The sequence below is a fragment of the Kribbella aluminosa genome (assembly GCF_017876295.1).
Lineage (GTDB): Bacteria > Actinomycetota > Actinomycetes > Propionibacteriales > Kribbellaceae > Kribbella > Kribbella aluminosa.
In genome coordinates this window covers 3,504,569-3,521,825 of the sequence record NZ_JAGINT010000001.1, presented here as the reverse complement: position 1 = coordinate 3,521,825, position 17,257 = coordinate 3,504,569, and the positions used below count along the sequence as shown (strand labels likewise).

Sequence of the window (17,257 nt, the reverse complement as noted above, 5' to 3'; positions counted from 1 at the left end):
GCGATGCAGAACAATCAGCTCGCCCGCGACGGCGGTACGCCGGTCCGCACCGAGCCGCTGCCGTCGACGATGAACGCGAGCGGCCGGCGGTTCGGCGACGACGAGGTGAAGGCGGTCGAGCGGGTGCTGCGCAGCGGCATGCTGTCGGCCACCTGGGGTGCCGAGGTCCCGGCGCTGGAGCTGGAGTTCGCCTCGCTGCTCGGCGCCGGACACGCGGTCGCGTGCAGCTCGGGTACGGCGGCACTGCACCTGGCCGTCGCGGCGGTGGACCCGGCCCCGGGCGACGAGATCATCACCACGCCGATCAGCGACATGGGCACGGTGTTCCCGATCATGATGCAGAACGCCGTACCGGTGTTCGCGGACGTCGACCCGATCACCGGGAACCTCACGCCGGAGACCGTCGAGGCCGCGATCACGCCGCGGACCAAGGCGGTGATCGTCGTCCACCTGTTCGGCAAGCCGGCCGCGGTCCGGGAGCTGCGCGAGCTGTGCGACCGGCACGGGATCCTGCTGATCGAGGACTGCGCGCAGGCGTACCTCGCGCCGGTCGGCGACACGTACGTCGGCCGGATCGGGCACATCGGGTGCTTCAGCCTCCAGCAGACGAAGCACATCAGCGCCGGCGACGGCGGGCTCACCGTCACCGGCAACGCGCAGCACGCGCGCCGGATGCGGCTGTTCGCCGACAAGGGCTGGCCGCGCGACACCGACGAGCGCACGTACCTGTTCCTCGCCCTCAACTACCGGATGACCGAGCTGGTCGCCTCGGTGACCCGCGCCCAGCTGACCAAGCTCCGGGGCGTCGTGAAGGACCGCCGTACGGCGGCCGCCCGGCTGACCGCGGCGATCGGGGACCTGGCCGGCGTGACGACACCACCCGACGGCGGCGACCACGTCTACTGGCAGTACCCGCTGATCATCTCCCCGGCGGCCGGCGACATGCGCGAATGGGCCGCCGCGCTGACCGCCGAGGGCGTGCCGGCGAACGGCGGTTACCTGACCAGCCCGCTGTACGCCGCACCAGCCGTCCGCGAGCGGATCACGTACGGCGGGTCGGGGTTCCCGCTGCAGGACGTCGAGTACCCGGTCGGCCTGTGCCCGAACGCCGAGGAACTGATCGGCCGTACCCTCCTGGTCCTGCCCTGGAACGAGAACTACACCGACGCCGACGTCGACGACATCGCCGCCGCGGTCCACAAGGTCCACAATGCTCTGGAGCCCAAATGAGTGAAACGCCCCGGCTGCTCGACTGCGACATCCTGGTCGGGCACGACGTGACGACCGGGCGCTGGGGACAGCCCGAGACCATCGCGAAGGTGCTCGCGGACAGCGGGATCTCCGGCGGTGTGGTGGCGGCGCTCCGGGCGGTGCACTTCGACGTACCGTCCGGGAACGCCGAGGCCGAACACGTTGCCGCGGGCAACGGGTGGACGGCCTGCCCGGTGCTCGACCTGCGCGATCCGCTCGGCGCCGAGAAGGAGCTGGAGCGGCTGCTCGCGAGCGACACGCCGCCGCGGGCCGTCCGGCTGGCGCCGACCGCGCAGAGCGTCGAGCCCGGGTACCCGGCGTTCGAGCACGTCGTCCGGCTGCTCGCCGACGCGGGGCTGACGATCTTCACCGAGGGCGACGTACGGAAGGTCGGGCCGGCGCTGCGCGGGCTCGGCGCGCGGGTGGTGTTCCTCGACACGCACTTCTACTACCTCGGCGACTTCGTGCTGCTGGCGCGTTCGGAGCCCGGGTTCCACACGTCGACGCGGATGCTGACCGGGCCGGACTCGCTGGAGATCGTGGCCGCGGAGGTCGGTGCGGAGCGGCTCGTGTTCGGTGCCCGTACGCCGTTCCACGAGACGCGGTCCGTCGTCCGCCGGTTGCTCACCTCGAAGCTGAGCCCCGACGAGATCGCGCAGGCCGGCAGCCGCAGCCTCGAGACCCTCCTGGAGCCCGGATGCTGATCGACGTCCACGCCCACTGGGGCCCGTGGTTCTTCTCGATGGACGTCGCGAGCATCGACGTGAACATCGACGGCCTGAACCGGTTCGGCATCGACCTGCAACTGGTGTCCGCGATCGAGGCGATCGTGTACGACGCCCCGGCCGGCAACCGGTCGCTCGCGGAACAGCTCCCGGCCGACCCGCGGCTGCGCGGCATGATCGTCGTCGACCCGCGACGGCTCGACGAGGCCCGCAAGGACCTCGACGAACTGCTCGCCGGGGACGGGCGGGCGCGGTGGGCCGGCGCGAAGATCCACAGCGAGTACAGCCGGACCCCGATCAGCACGCCGCCGATGCAGGCCGCGATCGAGCTGACCACGGAGTACGGGCTGCCGACGCTCGTCCACACCTGGGGCGACACCGTGCTGGATCTCGCCGACGTGGCGGCGCGCGTCCCGGGTGCGCGGGTGCTCGCCGGTCACATGGGCGCGAGCGGCTGGCCGCGCGTCCCCGAGGCCGCCGAGCGGTCCGACCGGATCTGGTTCGAGCCGTGCTGGTCCGCACCGGAGGCGAACCGGATCCGCTGGATCCTCGACCGGATCGGCCCCGACCGGATGATGTTCGGCACCGACGCGACCCTCATCGACCCGTCCGTCGCACTAGGCGCCCTGGAAGCGGCCGAGCTGACCCCGGAGGAACACGCCGCCGTAACCCACGCCAACGCGCAGGCCCTGTTCGGTCTCTAGGACCAGCTAACCGTTCACGAAGACCAGGATGTCGTGTTCGGGGCCGCGGACCTCGGGCTCCTGCCAGCCGAGGTGCCGGTAGAAGGCGATCGCGTCGTGGTTCTGGTTCCAGGCGAGCAGCCAGGCGCGGGTGTTGGCCTGAGTGGCGGTCTCGAGCAGGCGGCGGGCCAGGCCGGTGCCGCGGGCGTGCGCGAGTACGCCGAGCTCGTCGACCTCGAACGCGCCGACCAGCAGCTCCTCGACCTGTTCCGCGCCGATCCGGTCGAGGACACTGCCGTACGACCGGTCGGTCCGGAACGGCGCCGGCGTCGTCCACCCGGTCAGGAACCCGGCGATCCGCCCGTCCGCGGAACGCTCGATCCAGGCCTGGAACCCGTCCCGCTCCGCGTCCCCCTCGAGGCGTTTCCGGAACGCGGCCCGGGTCTCGTCCGGGTCCCGGCGCTCGAACGGTGGTGCCGTGAACACATCGACGTACGCCGCTGTCAGTTCGTCCGCGATCCCCAGGATGTCCCGCCCATGCGTGTACACCGCTCCAACCTAGGCGATGGAGCGGTGCGTCGTACTGCGAGCTACTTGGCCACAGCCGCCTTCTCCAAGGTGGCCGGCGCACTGTCCGGAGCGGCCGCGGCGGCGCTGCCGGCCGGAGCCGGATCGGGCGTGGCCGCGATCGTCTCCAGTTCGGCGCGGAACTGCGGAAGCATCCAGCGCAGCGGCTGGTCCAGGACCCGTGCGATGGTCGCCCCGTCGACCTTCAGCAGGCCGCCGATCCGGGTGAGCGCATCCGGCTCGTCGGTGGCGGCGTACAGCAGATGGACGACCTCGTGCCGATGCGCGAACACCGCGAGCGCGGCGGCGGCCAGGCCTGCATCGATTTCTGGCGGACTCGTGATTTCCCCGTTGACTGTCACGTCTCCAACAACCCGTCCGGTGGCCGATCGGTTACGTGTCAGTCATTACAGCTGAGAAACTTCTCAGCCGGGCAGCCACGAGACCTTGCCGAGCAGGTACGTCGCGCCGATCAGCGCGGTGGTGTCGATCAGGGTGTGTGCGACGACGAGCGGCATGACGCGGCCCCAGCGGCGGTACAGGTAGGTGAAGATCACCCCCATGATCACGTTCCCGGCGAAGCCGCCGAGGCCCTGGTAGAGGTGGTACGAACCGCGGAGCAGGGCGCTGGTCGCGGTGGCGCGGCGGACGGACCAGCCGAGCTGGTCGAGGCGGTGGTTGAGGTAGCCGAGCACGATGACTTCCTCGAGTACGGCGTTCTGTGCGGAGACGGCGATCAGGATCGGGATCCGCCACCAGTAGTCCGGAAGCTGCGACGGGTCGACGGTCAGGTTCACGCCGATCGCGTGTGCACCGATGTAGAAGGCGAGTCCCGCTCCCCCGATGACCGCCGCGATCGCCGTACCCCGGCCGAGATCCCGCCATCGGTCCCGCAGGTCGAACCCGATCGTTCGCAGCGACTCCTTGCCCCGCACCAGCAGATGCCCGACCAGCACGACCGGCACCAGCGCCGTCACCACCGCAAACACCTGCCACGCCAAATCCAGCCAGGGCCGCCCCGGCGCCCGCGACCCCACAATCACCGCCGTCTGCCCACCAAGCGGCTTACCAGACGTCAAAACTCCCGCAAACGAAATAACAGCCGCCACCCCTGACGCCCCCAGCGAGAGCGCCAGCACCAACCAAATCTCCCGCGAGAGCACCCGCCGGCTAACGCCGTCGGGTGCGGTGGAGATGGTGGGCGCACCCGCACCGGAGCCGGTGGCAACCCCCAGCGCGGGTGTGGTGGTTCGGTCCGCTGGTGGGGTGGGGGGTTCGGCGGACTTCGTCATGGGTCAACTATCGCGCTTGGGGCCAGTCAGGAGGTCCAGGAGGTGGCTGAAGGTGTCCGCTGGGGCGGTGGGGAGGTTGTACTGGGATTGCACTTGGAGGCCGTCCGACAGGGCTATCAGGAGGGTGGCGATGGTGTCGGGGTCTGCGTCGCGGGTGAGGGTGCCTTCGGACTGGCGGGTGCGGATGGTTTCGGCGAGGCGGGTGCGGAGGGTCGCGTAGCGGTTGACGAAGAACGGGTGGGAGGTGTGGTCGGGATCGCCCGCCTCGGCGGAGAAGGTGGAGTAGAGCTGGACCAGGCCGGGGACCGTGCCGTTGTGGCGGATGACCGCCTGCAGCCCGTCGATCGGGTCCTCGTCGGCGAAGCGGGCTGAGTCGGCCTCGTCGCGGGCCCGCAGTACCTCCTCGAAGAGCTTCTCCTTCGAGCCGAAGTAGTGCAGCATCCCCGCCTCGCTCAGCCCGGCGGCCGCCGCCAGCTCACGCGTCGACGTCTTCCGGTAGCCGTGCCGCGCGATCACCTCGAGCGCCGCGCGCAGGATCTCGGCGCGCTTCGCGACCCCCTTCGCGTACGGACCCCTGGAACTACCCATACCCAAAACCTAGCATCACTCGGTTTTCAGTCGTAGCATCGTCGCCATGAACTTCGACGACCTGCTCGGCCGGCTCTCCCTGGAGGAGAAGGTCCGGATCCTCACCGGCCAGGACTTCTGGTCCACCCACGCGCTGCCGTCGATCGGCCTCCGCTCCATGGTGCTGTCCGACGGCCCGAGCGGCGTCCGCGGCCCGGTCTGGGACGAGCGCGACCCGTCGCTGAGCCTTCCGTCCGCGACCGCCCTCTCCTCCTCGTGGGACGTCGGCATCGCCCACCGGTACGGCGTGGTGTCCGCCCTAGAGGCCCGCCGCAAGAACGTCGACGTCGTCCTCGGCCCGACCATCAACCTGCACCGCTCACCCCTCGGCGGCCGGCACTTCGAGGCGTTCAGCGAGGACCCGGTGCTGACCGCCGACCTCGCCGCCGCGTACGTCGCCGGCGTCCAGGAGCTCGGCGTCGGCGCCACCCCGAAGCACTACGTCGCGAACGACTTCGAGACCGACCGCTTCACCGCGAACGTCGAGGTCGACGAGCGCACGCTCCGCGAGGTGTACCTGCTCGCGTTCGAGAAGGCCGTCACCGAGTCGAAGGCGTGGCTGGTGATGAGCGCCTACAACTCGGTCAACGGCGCGACCGCCTCCGAGAACGACCTGCTCGAGACCCCGCTGAACACCGACTGGGGTTTCGACGGCGTGGTGGTCAGCGACTGGACCGCCGTCCGCAGCATCGAGAGCGCCAAGCACTCCCAGGACCTGGCGATGCCCGGCCCGATCGGCGCCTGGGGCGACGCCCTGGTCGCGGCGGTCCGCTCCGGCGAGGTCAAGGAGGACGCGATCGACCGCAAGGTACTGCGCATCCTTGCCCTGGCCGCCCGAGTCGGGGCCCTGGAAGGCTACGAGAAGCCGGCCGACCCACCGCAGGTCGACGGACCAGCCTTCGCACGAACGGCAGCAGCCGAAGGCACCGTCCTCCTCGTCAACCGACGGGTGCTCCCCTGGCAGGACGTACAAAAGATCGCGGTCATCGGGCACAACGCTCGCGACGCCCGCACCCAGGGCGGCGGCAGCGCGACGGTGATCCCGGAGAAGGTCGTCTCGCCGCTCGACGGACTCCGCGCCGCGCTCCCGGACGCCGACATCACGTACTCGATCGGCGCGGTCGTGCAGGAGGGCGTCGCGGACCTCCCACTCGACACGATGACCAACCCGCAGACCGGTGAGCACGGCGCCCGGGTCCGGTTCCTGGCGGCGGACGGTTCGGAGCTGTTCGCCGAGGACCGGTTCTCCAGCGCGCTCGTGTACCTCGGCGGCAACGCACCGATCGGCGACTCCGCGGTCTTCGAGTTCCGTACCACCTGGACGCCGGCCGAGTCCGGCGCGGTCCGGCTCGGCTTCGCGTCGGTCGGCCACGGCCGGATCTTTGCCGACGGCAACCTCCTCCGCGAGGACACCGCCGTACCGGTCGGCAACGACCTGGGCGCCGCGCTGCTCTCCCCGCCGTCCATCTCGACTCCGCTCGACGTCACCGCCGGCACGCCGGTCGACGTCCGGGTCGAGCTCGATCTGCCCAAGGTGGAAGGCGGTCTGAGCAACGCGCTGAGCATCACGGTCGGGGTCGAGCCGGCCAACGACGACCCGCAGGCGCTGATCGACGAGGCCGTCGCCGCGGCCCGGGACGCCGACGTCGCACTCGTTGTCGTCGGCACCAATTCGAAGGTCGAGTCCGAAGGGTACGACCGGACCAGCCTCGCGCTGCCCGGCCGTCAGGACGACCTGGTCCGCGCCGTCGCGGCCGCCAATCCCCGTACGGTCGTGGTCGTCAACGCGGGCTCCCCCGTCCTCCTCCCCTGGCGGGACGACGTCGCCGCGGTGCTGGCGACGTACTTCGGAGGTCAGGAGTACGGCGACGCGCTCGCCGACGTGCTCCTCGGGCGGGCCGAGCCGGGCGGCCGCCTGCCCACCACCTGGCCGCGAGAGCAGGCCGACGTACCGGTCATCGACGTCACGCCGGTGAACGGCGTCGTGCGGTACGACGAAGGCATCCACATCGGGTACCGCGCCTGGCTGAAGGCGGGGACCGCGCCGGCGTTCGAGTTCGGCCACGGTCTCGGGTACACCACGTGGGAGCTGTCGGACCTGCGCGCCAACGACCCGTCGTCGGTCGCGCTCACGGTCCGCAACACCGGTGATCGAGCGGGCAAGCATGTCGTCCAGGTGTACGTCGAGCGCCCGGACAGCACGGTCGACCGGCCGGTGCGCTGGCTGGCCGGGTTCGCCGTCGTACGGCTGGACGCCGGGCAGGCCCGCGAGATCACGATCCACCTGCACCAGCACACCTTCGAGCACTGGGCTGTTTCCGACAACGAGGCAGGTTGGACGACCGAGCCCGGTGCCTTCACGATCCGAGCCGGCTCGTCGGTTTCGGACCTGCCGCTCTCCACGGAGATCGAGGTCCGTTAGCTGCCCGGCTGCACGAGCTTCATCGGGGCTCGGAAGGGTTCGATGCCGGCCGTCGTACGACGCGGCGGCCGGTGTCGGACTGCCAGTACAGCACGGAGCGCCCGGAGCGGCGGCGCTCCAGCAGACCAGCGTCGGTCAGCACCCGCAGGTGGTCGGAGACGGTCGCCAGCGACAGGCCGGTCGTTGCCGCGAGCAACGTCGTACTCACCGGCGCGGCCGCCTCGGCCAGGATCAGCGCGCGGTTGCGGCCGAGCAGCTGCACCAACGGCTCGTCCGGTGTTCCCGCCGGCGCGAAGATCCCGGTCACCGGGTAGGTCAACGCGAACCGGTCCGGTAGCCGCCAGCTGACGTTGACGCGCTGCGTGTGCGCCGCGATGAACATCAGGTCCCGCCCGCGGACATCGGTCGGCGGGTAGTCCCAGCGGTTCACCTGGATCCGCCCGTCGCCGAGCCAGCGCACGTCCGGGCCGAGCCCACGCAGTACGCCGGACCAGCCCTGCTCGCTGAGCCGTGCCGTCCGCGACACGACGTCGGCCCTGCAGCACCCGCAACCGTCGCGGCCACTCCGGCTCGACCGTCTCCGTCCACACCCACCGCAGCAACTCCGCCGCCGCCTCGGACAACCCGGACGTCTCCTCGATGACGGCCGGCAACGGCGTCCGTACGACGCTGAGATCCGCGCGGATGCGGTCGTCGTCCAGCGACGTCAGGTACGCGAGCTCCGCCTCCAAGGTGAGGTCCGGCTCGAGCGGCGGCACGGTCAGGAAGTCCGCGGCCCAGCTCACCCCGAAGGCGCTCTCCAGCAGCGCCGTCCACAACGGGTTCGCGTCGAGCGCAGCCCGGTACGCCGCCACGTGGGCGTCCTTCCACGGCCGGAACCACGGCTCGACCGGCATCCGCAGCAGCTTCAGCGCGGCCACCGTTTCGGTCAGCTGCGAGGTACCGAACCGCGCGTTCACCAACGTGTCGGCATCGACCAGGAATTCGGACAACGTTTCGCCCCCACCCGAAACTGTAGGCGGCGACGAGCGTGCCGTCGATCCTGCACGGCATGGGTACCTACCGGGCGATCTTCGCCAACGCCGAGTTCCGCAACCTGTGGATCGGGAGCGCGCTGAGCAACGCGTCCGCGACCATGACCAGCCTGACGCTCGCGCTGATGGTCGAGAGCGCGACCGGGTCGGCGCTGCTGTCCGCGATGATCATGTTCGGGCCGTCGCTGGCGCAGGTGCTCGGCCTCTCCACGCTGATGTCGGCGGCGGACACGGCGCGGCCGCGGCAGGTTCTCACGCTGCTGAGCGTGCTCGCGACCGTCGAGGTCGCGGCGCAGGCCGCCTTCGACCTGCCACCCGGTGGCCGGCTGGTGCTCGCGCTCGCGCTGGCCTACGGGTTGTCGATCGGATCCGGGGCGCGCTGGGGCCTGCTGAGCGAGGTGGTCGACGAGCGGCAGTTCGTGCTCGGACGGTCGGCGATCAACCTGTCGGTCGGCGCGATGCAGATCGCGGGCTTCGGGATCGCCGGCATCCTGCTGCAGACGCTCAGCCCGTCGACCGTGCTGTGGCTGGCGACCGGCTTCTCCGCGGTCGCCGTACCGGTCAACCGCTTCGGGCTCCGGGACCGCCCGCCGCGGCGGGTCGCGCGGACCGGACTCGCCGAGACCTGGCGCGGGAACCGCACGCTGCTCGCGGAACGCCGTACCCGGCCGCTTTTCCTCGCGCTCGCGATCCCGAACGGCCTGATCGTGGGGTGCGAAGCGCTGTTCGTCCCGTACGCCGGTTCGCGCGCGGGCTGGCTGCTTGCCGCCGGGGCGGCCGGGATGATGACGGGTGATCTCGTCGTCGGGCGGTTCCTGACCCGCAACGGCCGCCGGATCGCGGCGCGGTTCCTGCGGTTCGTGCTCGCGGTACCGTTCCTCGGGTTCGCGTTCGACCTGCCGATCGCAGTGCTCTGCGTACTGGTCACGATCGGCAGCAGCGGGTACTCCGCGTCGCTCGCACAGCAGGAGTTGCTCGTCGATCTCACGCCGCTCGACCTCCGCGGGCAGGTACTCGGGCTGGAGTCCGCGCTCCGGATGACGACGTTCGGCGTGGTCGCGATCCTCGCCGGCGCCCTCGCCGACCTGACCTCGCCCGCACCGGCCATGACTCTCTGCGCTGCCGCCTCGCTGTTGGTCTCTGTTGCCCTGACCCGCCCTCTAAGCTCACTGCATGGAAGTGGTGCGGCTGCGGGAGGTCTCCAAACGGTACGGGCGGCGGGAGATCCTGACGGACGTCGACCTGCACCTGAACGCGGGTGAACTGGTCGCGCTGATCGGCGCGAACGGCTCCGGGAAGTCGACCGTACTGCGGCTGCTGGTCGGCCTGTCGCACCCGTCGGCGGGCTCGGTGGAGCGTGCCGCCGGCGTCGTCGGCTACGTGCCGGACGTGTTCGCGTCGCACGATCGACTGTCGGCCGCGACGTACCTGACGCACATCGGACGGATCCGCGGGCTCGGCACGCAGACCGCCCACGACCGTTCACGCGAGTTGCTGGAGCGGCTCGCGTTGTCCGGCGGCACGGACACCCCGATGCGCAAGCTGTCGAAGGGCAACGCGCAGAAGGTCGCCCTGGCCCAAGCGTTGCTCGAGCCGCCGCAGCTGCTCGTGCTCGACGAGCCTTGGTCCGGTCTCGACGCCACCGCGCACATCACGTTGCGCGAGCTGCTCACCGAGACGGCCGAGCAGGGCGCAGCCGTCGCGTTCACCGAGCACTCTGCCGAAACGGTCCGCAGTACGGCGACCCGCGTCTGCGAGATCAAGCACGGCCGGCTCACCACCACATCGGAGCAACCCAGCATGACCGAGGTGTCACTCGTTCCCGGCACGGACATCGACTGGACACAGCACCCCGGCGTTCTCGACGTACGGCGGCAAGACGGTCACGTCACGCTGACCCTGCCGACGGGCCGCCACGACGCGGCACTGCTCACCGCGCTGAACCACGGCTGGTCGGTCACGACCGTACGGCGGCTGCGATGACGGCCCAGATGGCGGCCCAGAAGACGGCCCAGAAGACGGCCCTGTACCGGTACCTGATGCACAGCGTCCTGCTCTCCCAGCGTTACCTCCCGCCGATGCTGATCTTCTTCGGCGCCCTCGCCGTCGGTACGGCGTCCGACAACGGCCCGCTGCAGTCGTCGTACGCGTTCGGTGTGCTGGTGATGCTCGTCTGCTCGACCTGGCTGACGGTCGCAATCGTCAACCACGAGGACCCGACGCAACGGCAGATCACGCTGGTCACGGTCGGCAGCTCACTCCGGGTCCTCGCGGTGACGATCGCGGTGGTGGTCACGTGGTGCGTGCCGCTGGTGCTGTTCGGGCTGATCTGCCCGCTGGTCACCGGTGATCACCAGGCGACGGTCGGCGACGTGCTCGTCGGGGCGCTCGCCCTGCTCGCCCCCGCCATGATCGGGATCGCGATCGGCGTGCTGTGTTCGCGGCTGCTGATCCGCCGGATCGGACTCGCGATGCTGGCCGCGGCGACGCTGATCCTGCTGATGACGGTACGCCGGATCTCGCCGGTCAGCGCACTGATGAAGGTCCTGTCCGACGACAAGCCCGCAACCACGAACGCCGTACCGCTCACGCTGCTCGCCGTACTGTGCCTGGCTGTCCTGGTCGCCGCCGTCCTCGTCGTACGAACGGTCTCCGACCGGAGGGAGTAGTTAAGAGGCGGCGATCGACGACAGCCCGTACTGCGCCGCAGAGCCGCGGACGATCAGGGAGGTCGCGAGCTCGACGTGGTGTGACGCGACAGGCTCCCCCGCGGCCAGCTGCAGCGCCGTCCGGAGTGCGACCGCGCCCATCTCGCGCAGCGGCTGCCGGACCGTGGTGAGCGGCGGCGACGCGAGCCGGGCGACCTCGGTGTCGTCGAAGCCGACCAGGCTCAGCTCCTCGGGCACCCGCAGGCCGCGCGCCCGGGCCGCCTCCAGGACACCGAGCGCCACCTCGTCGCTGCCGGCGAAGATCGCGGTCGGCCGATCGCGCAGGTCGAGCATCGCGGACCCGCCGGCCACGCCGTCGTCGTACAGGAAGTCGCTCAGCCAGATGTACTCCGCCGGGATGCCGGCACCGACCGACTCCATCGCGTTCCGGTAGCCGCTCATCCGCGCCTGGTTGCAGCGCGACGTCGGCGGGCCGCCGATGTACGCGATCCGCCGGTGGCCGAGCGACAACAGGTGCTGGGTCGCGGCCATCCCGCCGGCGAAGTTCGTCGAGCCGACGCTGGTCACGTCCGGCTCCGGAGTGTTCGCGGGATCGATCACCACCATCGGCACCCGGGCCCGCGCCAGCGCCGCCAGGTCGGCCTCGGACAGCTCGCTGGTGAGGCCGATCGCGGCCCGGCGGTCGTTCGCGATCAGCTGCCGGATCCAGGTGGCGGCCCGGCCTGCGGCGGCGCCCGTCGACGGCGGATGCTTCGGCCGGGAGTTCAGTACGACGTCGACGCCGGCCGCCTGGCCCGCCTCGACGACGCCCTGGATCACCTCGACCGAGTACGCGTTGACGACGCCCTGGTAGAACAGCTCGACCGTGTCGCGCTGCACCGGCTCCGGACGGCGTCCGACGTACCCATGCCTCTCGAGCACCTCCTGGACACGTGCGCGGGTGGCCGGCGAGACGTCGCTGCGCCCGTTCAGCACCTTGGAGACCGTGGCGATCGAGACACCGGCCGACCCGGCCACGGTGGCCAGGGTGACACGCCCCTTCAACTGCGACATTCTCGTCACCCTCCTCCACCATCTTCGCCAGCCGATACGGCCTTGCTGATCGACACCGGCGTCGTCAGGACCCGGTCGTGCCCGACCACCCTCACATCCCCGGTGATCCGCAGCATCGCACGACACGGCAGGTCCAGCGCGGACGTGCCCACCATCACGCCGAACTCCCCCGGCTCGACGATCCGCCGCAGATCCGGACCCGTGTACGCCGTGCGATCGGCATGCACGCGGAACGTGACATCGGCCGCCTGCCCGGGCTCCAGCGACACCCGCGCGAACCCGGTCAGCGACTTCAACGGCCGCGCGACCTGGGCGACCAGGTCCCGCAGGTACAACTGCACGACCTCATCGCCGGCCCGGTCGCCGGTGTTCCGCACCCGCACGGTGGCGGTGAACTCGCCGTCGCTGCCGATCTCCGCGGCACTCAACCGCAGGTCGCCGACGGAGAAGCTCGTGTACGACGCGCCGTACCCGAACGGGTACAACGGCCGCGTCTCCAGTCCGCTGATGCCCGCGCTCTCCACGCTGCCGAGCGCCGGCTGCAGGTACGTACCTGGCTGGCCACCGGACTGCCGCGGGATCTGCACCGGCAGCTTTCCGCTCGGCACGATCCGCCCGCTCAACACACCGGCGATCGCGGCGGCGCCTTCCTGCCCGGGGATGAACGCCTGCACCAACCCGGCCACCCGATCCGCGTACGCACCCAGCGCATAGGGCCGCCCCGACACCACCACCAGCACCACGGGCTTCCCGGTCTCCAGCAACGCGCTTACGAGCTCCCCCTGTACCCCGGGCAACCGCAGGTCCTCCGCGTCGCACCCCTCCCCCGAGGTCCCATGCCCGAACAGACCGGACAGATCCCCGACGAACGCAACCGTCACGTCACAGTCCTGGGCCAACGCAACAGCCTGCTCGAACCCGGAGCGATCGTCGCCCGTCACCTCACATCCCACGGCGTACTCGACCCCTGCAATCTCGTTGCGCAGGGCATCCAACGGCGAGACGACCTCGATCCCCAGGCCGCGCTCCGGGTACCGCGGGAGGACGTGGTTCGGAAACGCGTAGCAGCCCATCAACGTCCGCGGGTCGTGCGCGCACGGGCCAACCACCGCAACCTTCGTGACATCGCCCAGCGGAAGAGCTGTGCCCGCGTCGAGGAGGACGACCGATTTCTCGGCCAGCTCGGTGGCGATGGCCCTGTTCTGTTCCGAGTTGAGGTTGAGACCCTGAGTGCTCACCGAGGCCTCGGGGGTCCAGTCGGCGTCGAGGAGGCCCAGGTTGGCCTTCTGGAGAAGGATTCTCCCGGCTGCTCGGTCCACGAGGTCTTCGGGGACTTCGCCGGAGCGCACCTTCGCCACCAGTCCGCCGTACCCGACAGTGTCCGGCAGCTCCACGTCCGTGCCGGCCTTCAGAGCGAGCACACCCGCATCCGCGTCGTCCGCCGCGACGTGATGCATCGACGCCAGGAACGGGACCGCCCAGTAGTCCGAGACGACCGTGCCCTCGAAGCCCCAGTCGTCCCGCAGTACGTCGGTGAACAGCCACAGGTCCGCGCTCGCAGGCAGGCCGTCGAGGTCGGCGTACGAACTCATCACAGACCCGGCGGCGGCCGTCGCGATCGCGGTCTCGAACGTCGGCAGGATGATGTCCAGCAACTCGCGTCGCCCCATCGACACCGGCCCGTGGTTCCGGCCGGCGCGGGAGGCGGAGTACCCGGCGAAGTGCTTCAGCGTCGCGAGCACGCCCGAGCTCTGCAGGCCGCGGACGTACGCCGAGCCCAGAATCCCCACTAGATAAGGGTCTTCGCCCATCGTCTCCTCGACCCGCCCCCAGCGGTAGTCACGCACCACGTCGAGCACCGGAGACAGCCCCTGGTGGACGCCGGCCGCGGCCATGTCCCGCCCGATCGCGGCCGCCATCCGTTCCACCAGCGCCGGGTCGAACGTCGCACCCCAGGCGATCGACGCCGGGTAGACGGTCGCGCCGTACGTCGTGAACCCGGTGAGGCACTCCTCGTGCACCAGCGCCGGTACGCCGAGCCGGGATCCCTTGAGGACGACCTCGTGCTGGCGGATCACCTCCGCGACGCCCTGCTCGACCGACTGCGGGTAGCTGCCCCAGACCCGGGTGAGGTGCCCGAGACCGTGCCGGCTCGCGTCCGCCAGCGAGAGCGAACCGCCGGTGGAGAACACGTCCTCCATCGGCGCGACGTTGATCGTTTCGTCCTCGGGCAGTTCCTGGTCGGCCATGTCGTTACCGGCCCAGCGGCTGCCGAGCTGCGCGACCTTCTCCTCCAGCGTCATCGCCGCCAGCAGCAGTCCGGCCCGCTCCGCGGCGGGCAGCGACGGGTCGGACCAGGGCCGCTCGGTCGAGATGGACAAGAAAATCTCCCTTGATGAACGCTCGTCTCGGTGAGCAATTATCGAAAACTTTTCGATGCTCTCCGGCCGCTCCGGACGACCGCCCGGCGATCTGTGAATCTCCTGCACGACCAGGCGATTGCGTGACCTCACTGTGACCCCGAAAACTCCTTAGTTCAAGTCTTGACAGGTCATTCCACGAAATCTATGTTTCGAAAACAAGTCATATCGGCAGGTGCTTCCGCAGCCTGCGGGGCAGCACGAAGTACGGAGATCACAGTGGATCCCAACGCGACATCCCGACGTACCTTCCTCGGCCTGGTCGGCAGTGGCGCGCTCGCTGCCGGCCTCGCCGCCTGCGGTAGCTCCGGCCCGACCAGCACGCCCGGCTCGACCACGGGCGGAGGCGCCCCGGCCGGCAGCGGTGCGTCGTACTGGTTCCTCACCGGACAGCCACAGCAGGGCATCCGCGAGGCACAGGTCAAACGGTTCAACGACGCGAACTCGAGCACCAAGCTCAAGACCACCGAGTTCCAGAACGACGCGTTCAAGCAGAAGATCAAGACCGCGATCGGCGCCGGCCAGGGCCCGACACTGATCTGGGGCTGGGGCGGCGGCGGCCTGAAGGCGTACGTCGAAGCCGGCCAGGTCGAGGACCTGACCGGCTGGCTCGGCCAGAACGCCACCCTGAAGAACTCGATCTTCCCGTCCGCGTTCACGGCGGCGACCGTCAACGGCAAGATCTACGCGGTGCCGGGCGAGACCGTGACCCCGATCGTGCTGTTCTACGACAAGCGCGCGTTCGAGAAGATCGGCGCCCAGCCGCCGAAGTCGTGGGGCGACATCCTCGACCTGGTGCCGAAGTTCAACGCCAAGGGCATCGCGCCGTTCTCGCTCGGCGGCCAGTCCCGGTGGACCAACATGATGTGGCTGGAGTTCCTGTTCGACCGGATCGGCGGCAGCGAGGTCTTCCAGAACATCTACGACGGCAAGAAGGACGGCTGGTCCGACCCGTCCGCGATCAAGGCGCTCGAAGAGATGCAAAAGCTGATCAAGGCGAACGGCTTCATCAAGGGCTTCTCCTCGATCACGGCCGACTCGAACGCCGACCAGGCGCTGCTGTTCACCGGCAAGGCCGCGATGATGCTGCACGGTGCCTGGACGTACGGCAACATGAAGTCCTCCGGTGGCGACTTCGTGACCGGCGGGCACCTCGGGTACATGAACTTCCCGCCGGTCGACGGCGGCAAGGGCGACCCGACCGACACCGTCGGCAACCCGGGTCAGTACATGTCGATCTCCTCCAAGGCGAGCCAGGCCGACAAGGACACCGCGAAGAAGTTCATCGCGAACAACACGCTCGACGACGCCACGGTGGAGGCCTGGGTGAAGTCCGGCAACATCCCGGTCGTGAAGAGCGCGAAGGACAAGCTCTCGTCGATCACGGACAAGAACGACTCCGAGTGGCTGAACTTCGTCTACGACACTGCGGCGAACGCGAAGAACTTCGCCCAGTCCTGGGACCAGGCCCTCAGCCCGACGCAGGCCGAGACCCTGCTGGACAACATCGCCAAGCTCTTCCAGCTGTCCATCTCCCCGCAGCAGTTCGCGACGAACATGAACGCGGTGATCGGCAAGTGAGTGTGACCGCTCCTCCCGCTCCGCCCGTTACGCAGGTCGGTGGCAGGACTGCATCGTCCGGGGTCGGGCGGAGCGGTCCGGTCGCCTGGATGGTGCTGCCCGCGCTGCTGTTGTTCGTCGTGTTCGGTGTGGTCCCGCTGGTCGGCGTACTCGTGCTGAGCTTCACCCAGTGGGACGGGCTCGGCGCGATCCACGCCGCCGGGCTGTCGAACTGGAAGTCCGTGCTGACCGACTCGCAGCTGCCGCACAGCATCCTGGTGACCTTCGAGATCATGATCCTCTCGTGGGCCGTGCAGACGCCGATGAGCCTGCTGCTCGGCACGTTCCTGGCCGGCCGGCAGCGGTACCGCGCGTTCCTCGCGGTGCTGTACTTCATCCCGCTGCTGCTCAGCTCGGCCGCGATCGCGATCACCTACAAGGCGCTGCTCGACCCGAACTTCGGGCTCGGCGCCGGCCTGAAGATCGGGTTCCTCACCCAGGACTGGCTCGGCCAGAGCAATCTCGCGATCGGCGTGGTGATCTTCATCGTGTCCTGGCAGTTCATCCCGTTCCACTCGCTGATCTACCAGGGCGGCGTCCGGCAGATCCCGACCACGCTGTACGAGGCGGCGTCGATCGACGGCGCCGGCCGGGTCCGGCAGTTCTTCAGCATCACGGTGCCGCAGCTGAAGTACACGATCATCACGTCGTCGACGCTGATGGTGGTCGGCTCGCTGACCTTCTTCGACCTGATCTTCGTACTGACCGCCGGTGGTCCCGGTGACGCCACCCGGGTGCTCGCGCTCGACATGTACAAGCGCGGCTTCATGTCCAACCAGATGGGTCCGGCCAGCGTGATCGCCGCGCTGATCGTGCTCCTCGGCCTCGCACTCGCCCTGCTGCTGCGCAGACTGGGCGGCAGTACGACGGCCAGCCAGCAGGAAGGTGCGTGAC

At 69.8% G+C, this 17,257-nt stretch carries 16 protein-coding genes; 9 read left to right on the top strand and 7 right to left on the bottom strand.

All coding sequences use genetic code 11. The features are described from left to right. The first annotated feature begins 3 nt into the window (after positions 1 to 3). The 3 genes from JOF29_RS16825 to JOF29_RS16815 are packed head-to-tail and all read left to right on the top strand — an operon-like array spanning position 4 to position 2,680. Positions 4 to 1,230, top strand: a complete 1,227-nt coding sequence (locus JOF29_RS16825; RefSeq protein WP_209695123.1) for a DegT/DnrJ/EryC1/StrS family aminotransferase — start codon at positions 4 to 6, stop codon at positions 1,228 to 1,230. Then, positions 1,227 to 1,955, top strand: a complete 729-nt coding sequence (locus tag JOF29_RS16820) for an amidohydrolase family protein (protein WP_209695122.1) — start codon at positions 1,227 to 1,229, stop codon at positions 1,953 to 1,955. Before JOF29_RS16825 ends, JOF29_RS16820 begins: the two co-directional genes overlap by 4 nt. Continuing rightward, a complete protein-coding gene (locus JOF29_RS16815) occupies positions 1,949 to 2,680 on the top strand; it encodes an amidohydrolase family protein (protein WP_209695121.1) in 732 nt (243 codons plus the stop codon). Before JOF29_RS16820 ends, JOF29_RS16815 begins: the two co-directional genes overlap by 7 nt. 6 nt (positions 2,681 to 2,686) lie before the next feature. On the opposite strand, the gene JOF29_RS16810 is transcribed toward JOF29_RS16815, so the two are convergent. The 4 genes from JOF29_RS16810 to JOF29_RS16795 all read right to left on the bottom strand — a co-directional run bounded on the left by JOF29_RS16810 (position 2,687) and on the right by JOF29_RS16795 (position 5,106). After that, positions 2,687 to 3,208 (bottom strand): GNAT family N-acetyltransferase, encoded by a 522-nt coding sequence (locus JOF29_RS16810; protein ID WP_209695120.1) that lies wholly within the window; start codon positions 3,206 to 3,208, stop codon positions 2,687 to 2,689. A gap of 41 nt (positions 3,209 to 3,249) precedes the next feature. Further along, positions 3,250 to 3,588 (bottom strand): hypothetical protein, encoded by a 339-nt coding sequence (locus JOF29_RS16805; protein WP_209695119.1) that lies wholly within the window; start codon positions 3,586 to 3,588, stop codon positions 3,250 to 3,252. A 63-nt stretch (positions 3,589 to 3,651) separates the two neighbouring features. Continuing rightward, positions 3,652 to 4,206 (bottom strand): CPBP family intramembrane glutamic endopeptidase, encoded by a 555-nt coding sequence (locus JOF29_RS45340; RefSeq protein ID WP_307863405.1) that lies wholly within the window; start codon positions 4,204 to 4,206, stop codon positions 3,652 to 3,654. Between the two features lie 315 nt (positions 4,207 to 4,521). Then, a complete protein-coding gene (locus JOF29_RS16795) occupies positions 4,522 to 5,106 on the bottom strand; it encodes a TetR/AcrR family transcriptional regulator (protein WP_209695117.1) in 585 nt (194 codons plus the stop codon). Between the two features lie 46 nt (positions 5,107 to 5,152). Here JOF29_RS16795 and JOF29_RS16790 point away from each other — a divergent pair, with 46 nt between their 5' ends. After that, positions 5,153 to 7,567 (top strand): glycoside hydrolase family 3 protein, encoded by a 2,415-nt coding sequence (locus tag JOF29_RS16790; RefSeq protein ID WP_209695116.1) that lies wholly within the window; start codon positions 5,153 to 5,155, stop codon positions 7,565 to 7,567. 19 nt (positions 7,568 to 7,586) lie between these two features. On the opposite strand, the gene JOF29_RS16785 is transcribed toward JOF29_RS16790, so the two are convergent. Further along, positions 7,587 to 8,093, bottom strand: a complete 507-nt coding sequence (locus JOF29_RS16785; RefSeq protein ID WP_209695115.1) for an ArsR/SmtB family transcription factor — start codon at positions 8,091 to 8,093, stop codon at positions 7,587 to 7,589. A 525-nt stretch (positions 8,094 to 8,618) separates the two neighbouring features. Between JOF29_RS16785 and JOF29_RS16780 the strand changes: the two genes are divergently transcribed. Genes JOF29_RS16780 through JOF29_RS16770 form a run of 3 tightly spaced genes read left to right on the top strand, consistent with a single transcriptional unit; the run spans position 8,619 to position 11,270 of the window. Further along, complete coding sequence (locus JOF29_RS16780) at positions 8,619 to 9,863, top strand: MFS transporter (protein WP_209695114.1); 1,245 nt, start codon at positions 8,619 to 8,621, stop codon at positions 9,861 to 9,863. After that, complete coding sequence (locus tag JOF29_RS16775) at positions 9,775 to 10,584, top strand: ABC transporter ATP-binding protein (protein ID WP_209695113.1); 810 nt, start codon at positions 9,775 to 9,777, stop codon at positions 10,582 to 10,584. Before JOF29_RS16780 ends, JOF29_RS16775 begins: the two co-directional genes overlap by 89 nt. Next, positions 10,581 to 11,270: a hypothetical protein gene (locus tag JOF29_RS16770; protein WP_209695112.1), complete on the top strand. Its 690-nt coding sequence runs from the start codon at positions 10,581 to 10,583 to the stop codon at positions 11,268 to 11,270. Before JOF29_RS16775 ends, JOF29_RS16770 begins: the two co-directional genes overlap by 4 nt. Here the strand turns inward: JOF29_RS16770 and JOF29_RS16765 are convergent, their stop codons facing one another. Together JOF29_RS16765 and JOF29_RS16760 are read right to left on the bottom strand one after the other, a co-directional pair. Continuing rightward, positions 11,271 to 12,323: a LacI family DNA-binding transcriptional regulator gene (locus JOF29_RS16765; protein ID WP_209695111.1), complete on the bottom strand. Its 1,053-nt coding sequence runs from the start codon at positions 12,321 to 12,323 to the stop codon at positions 11,271 to 11,273. 5 nt (positions 12,324 to 12,328) lie between these two features. Beyond that, positions 12,329 to 14,704, bottom strand: a complete 2,376-nt coding sequence (locus JOF29_RS16760; RefSeq protein ID WP_245357632.1) for a glycoside hydrolase family 3 N-terminal domain-containing protein — start codon at positions 14,702 to 14,704, stop codon at positions 12,329 to 12,331. Between the two features lie 258 nt (positions 14,705 to 14,962). Here JOF29_RS16760 and JOF29_RS16755 point away from each other — a divergent pair, with 258 nt between their 5' ends. Both JOF29_RS16755 and JOF29_RS16750 read left to right on the top strand, forming a co-directional pair. Further along, a complete protein-coding gene (locus JOF29_RS16755) occupies positions 14,963 to 16,324 on the top strand; it encodes an extracellular solute-binding protein (RefSeq protein WP_307863404.1) in 1,362 nt (453 codons plus the stop codon). A gap of 89 nt (positions 16,325 to 16,413) precedes the next feature. Then, positions 16,414 to 17,256 (top strand): carbohydrate ABC transporter permease, encoded by an 843-nt coding sequence (locus JOF29_RS16750; RefSeq protein WP_245357631.1) that lies wholly within the window; start codon positions 16,414 to 16,416, stop codon positions 17,254 to 17,256. Position 17,257: the final 1 nt, after the last annotated feature.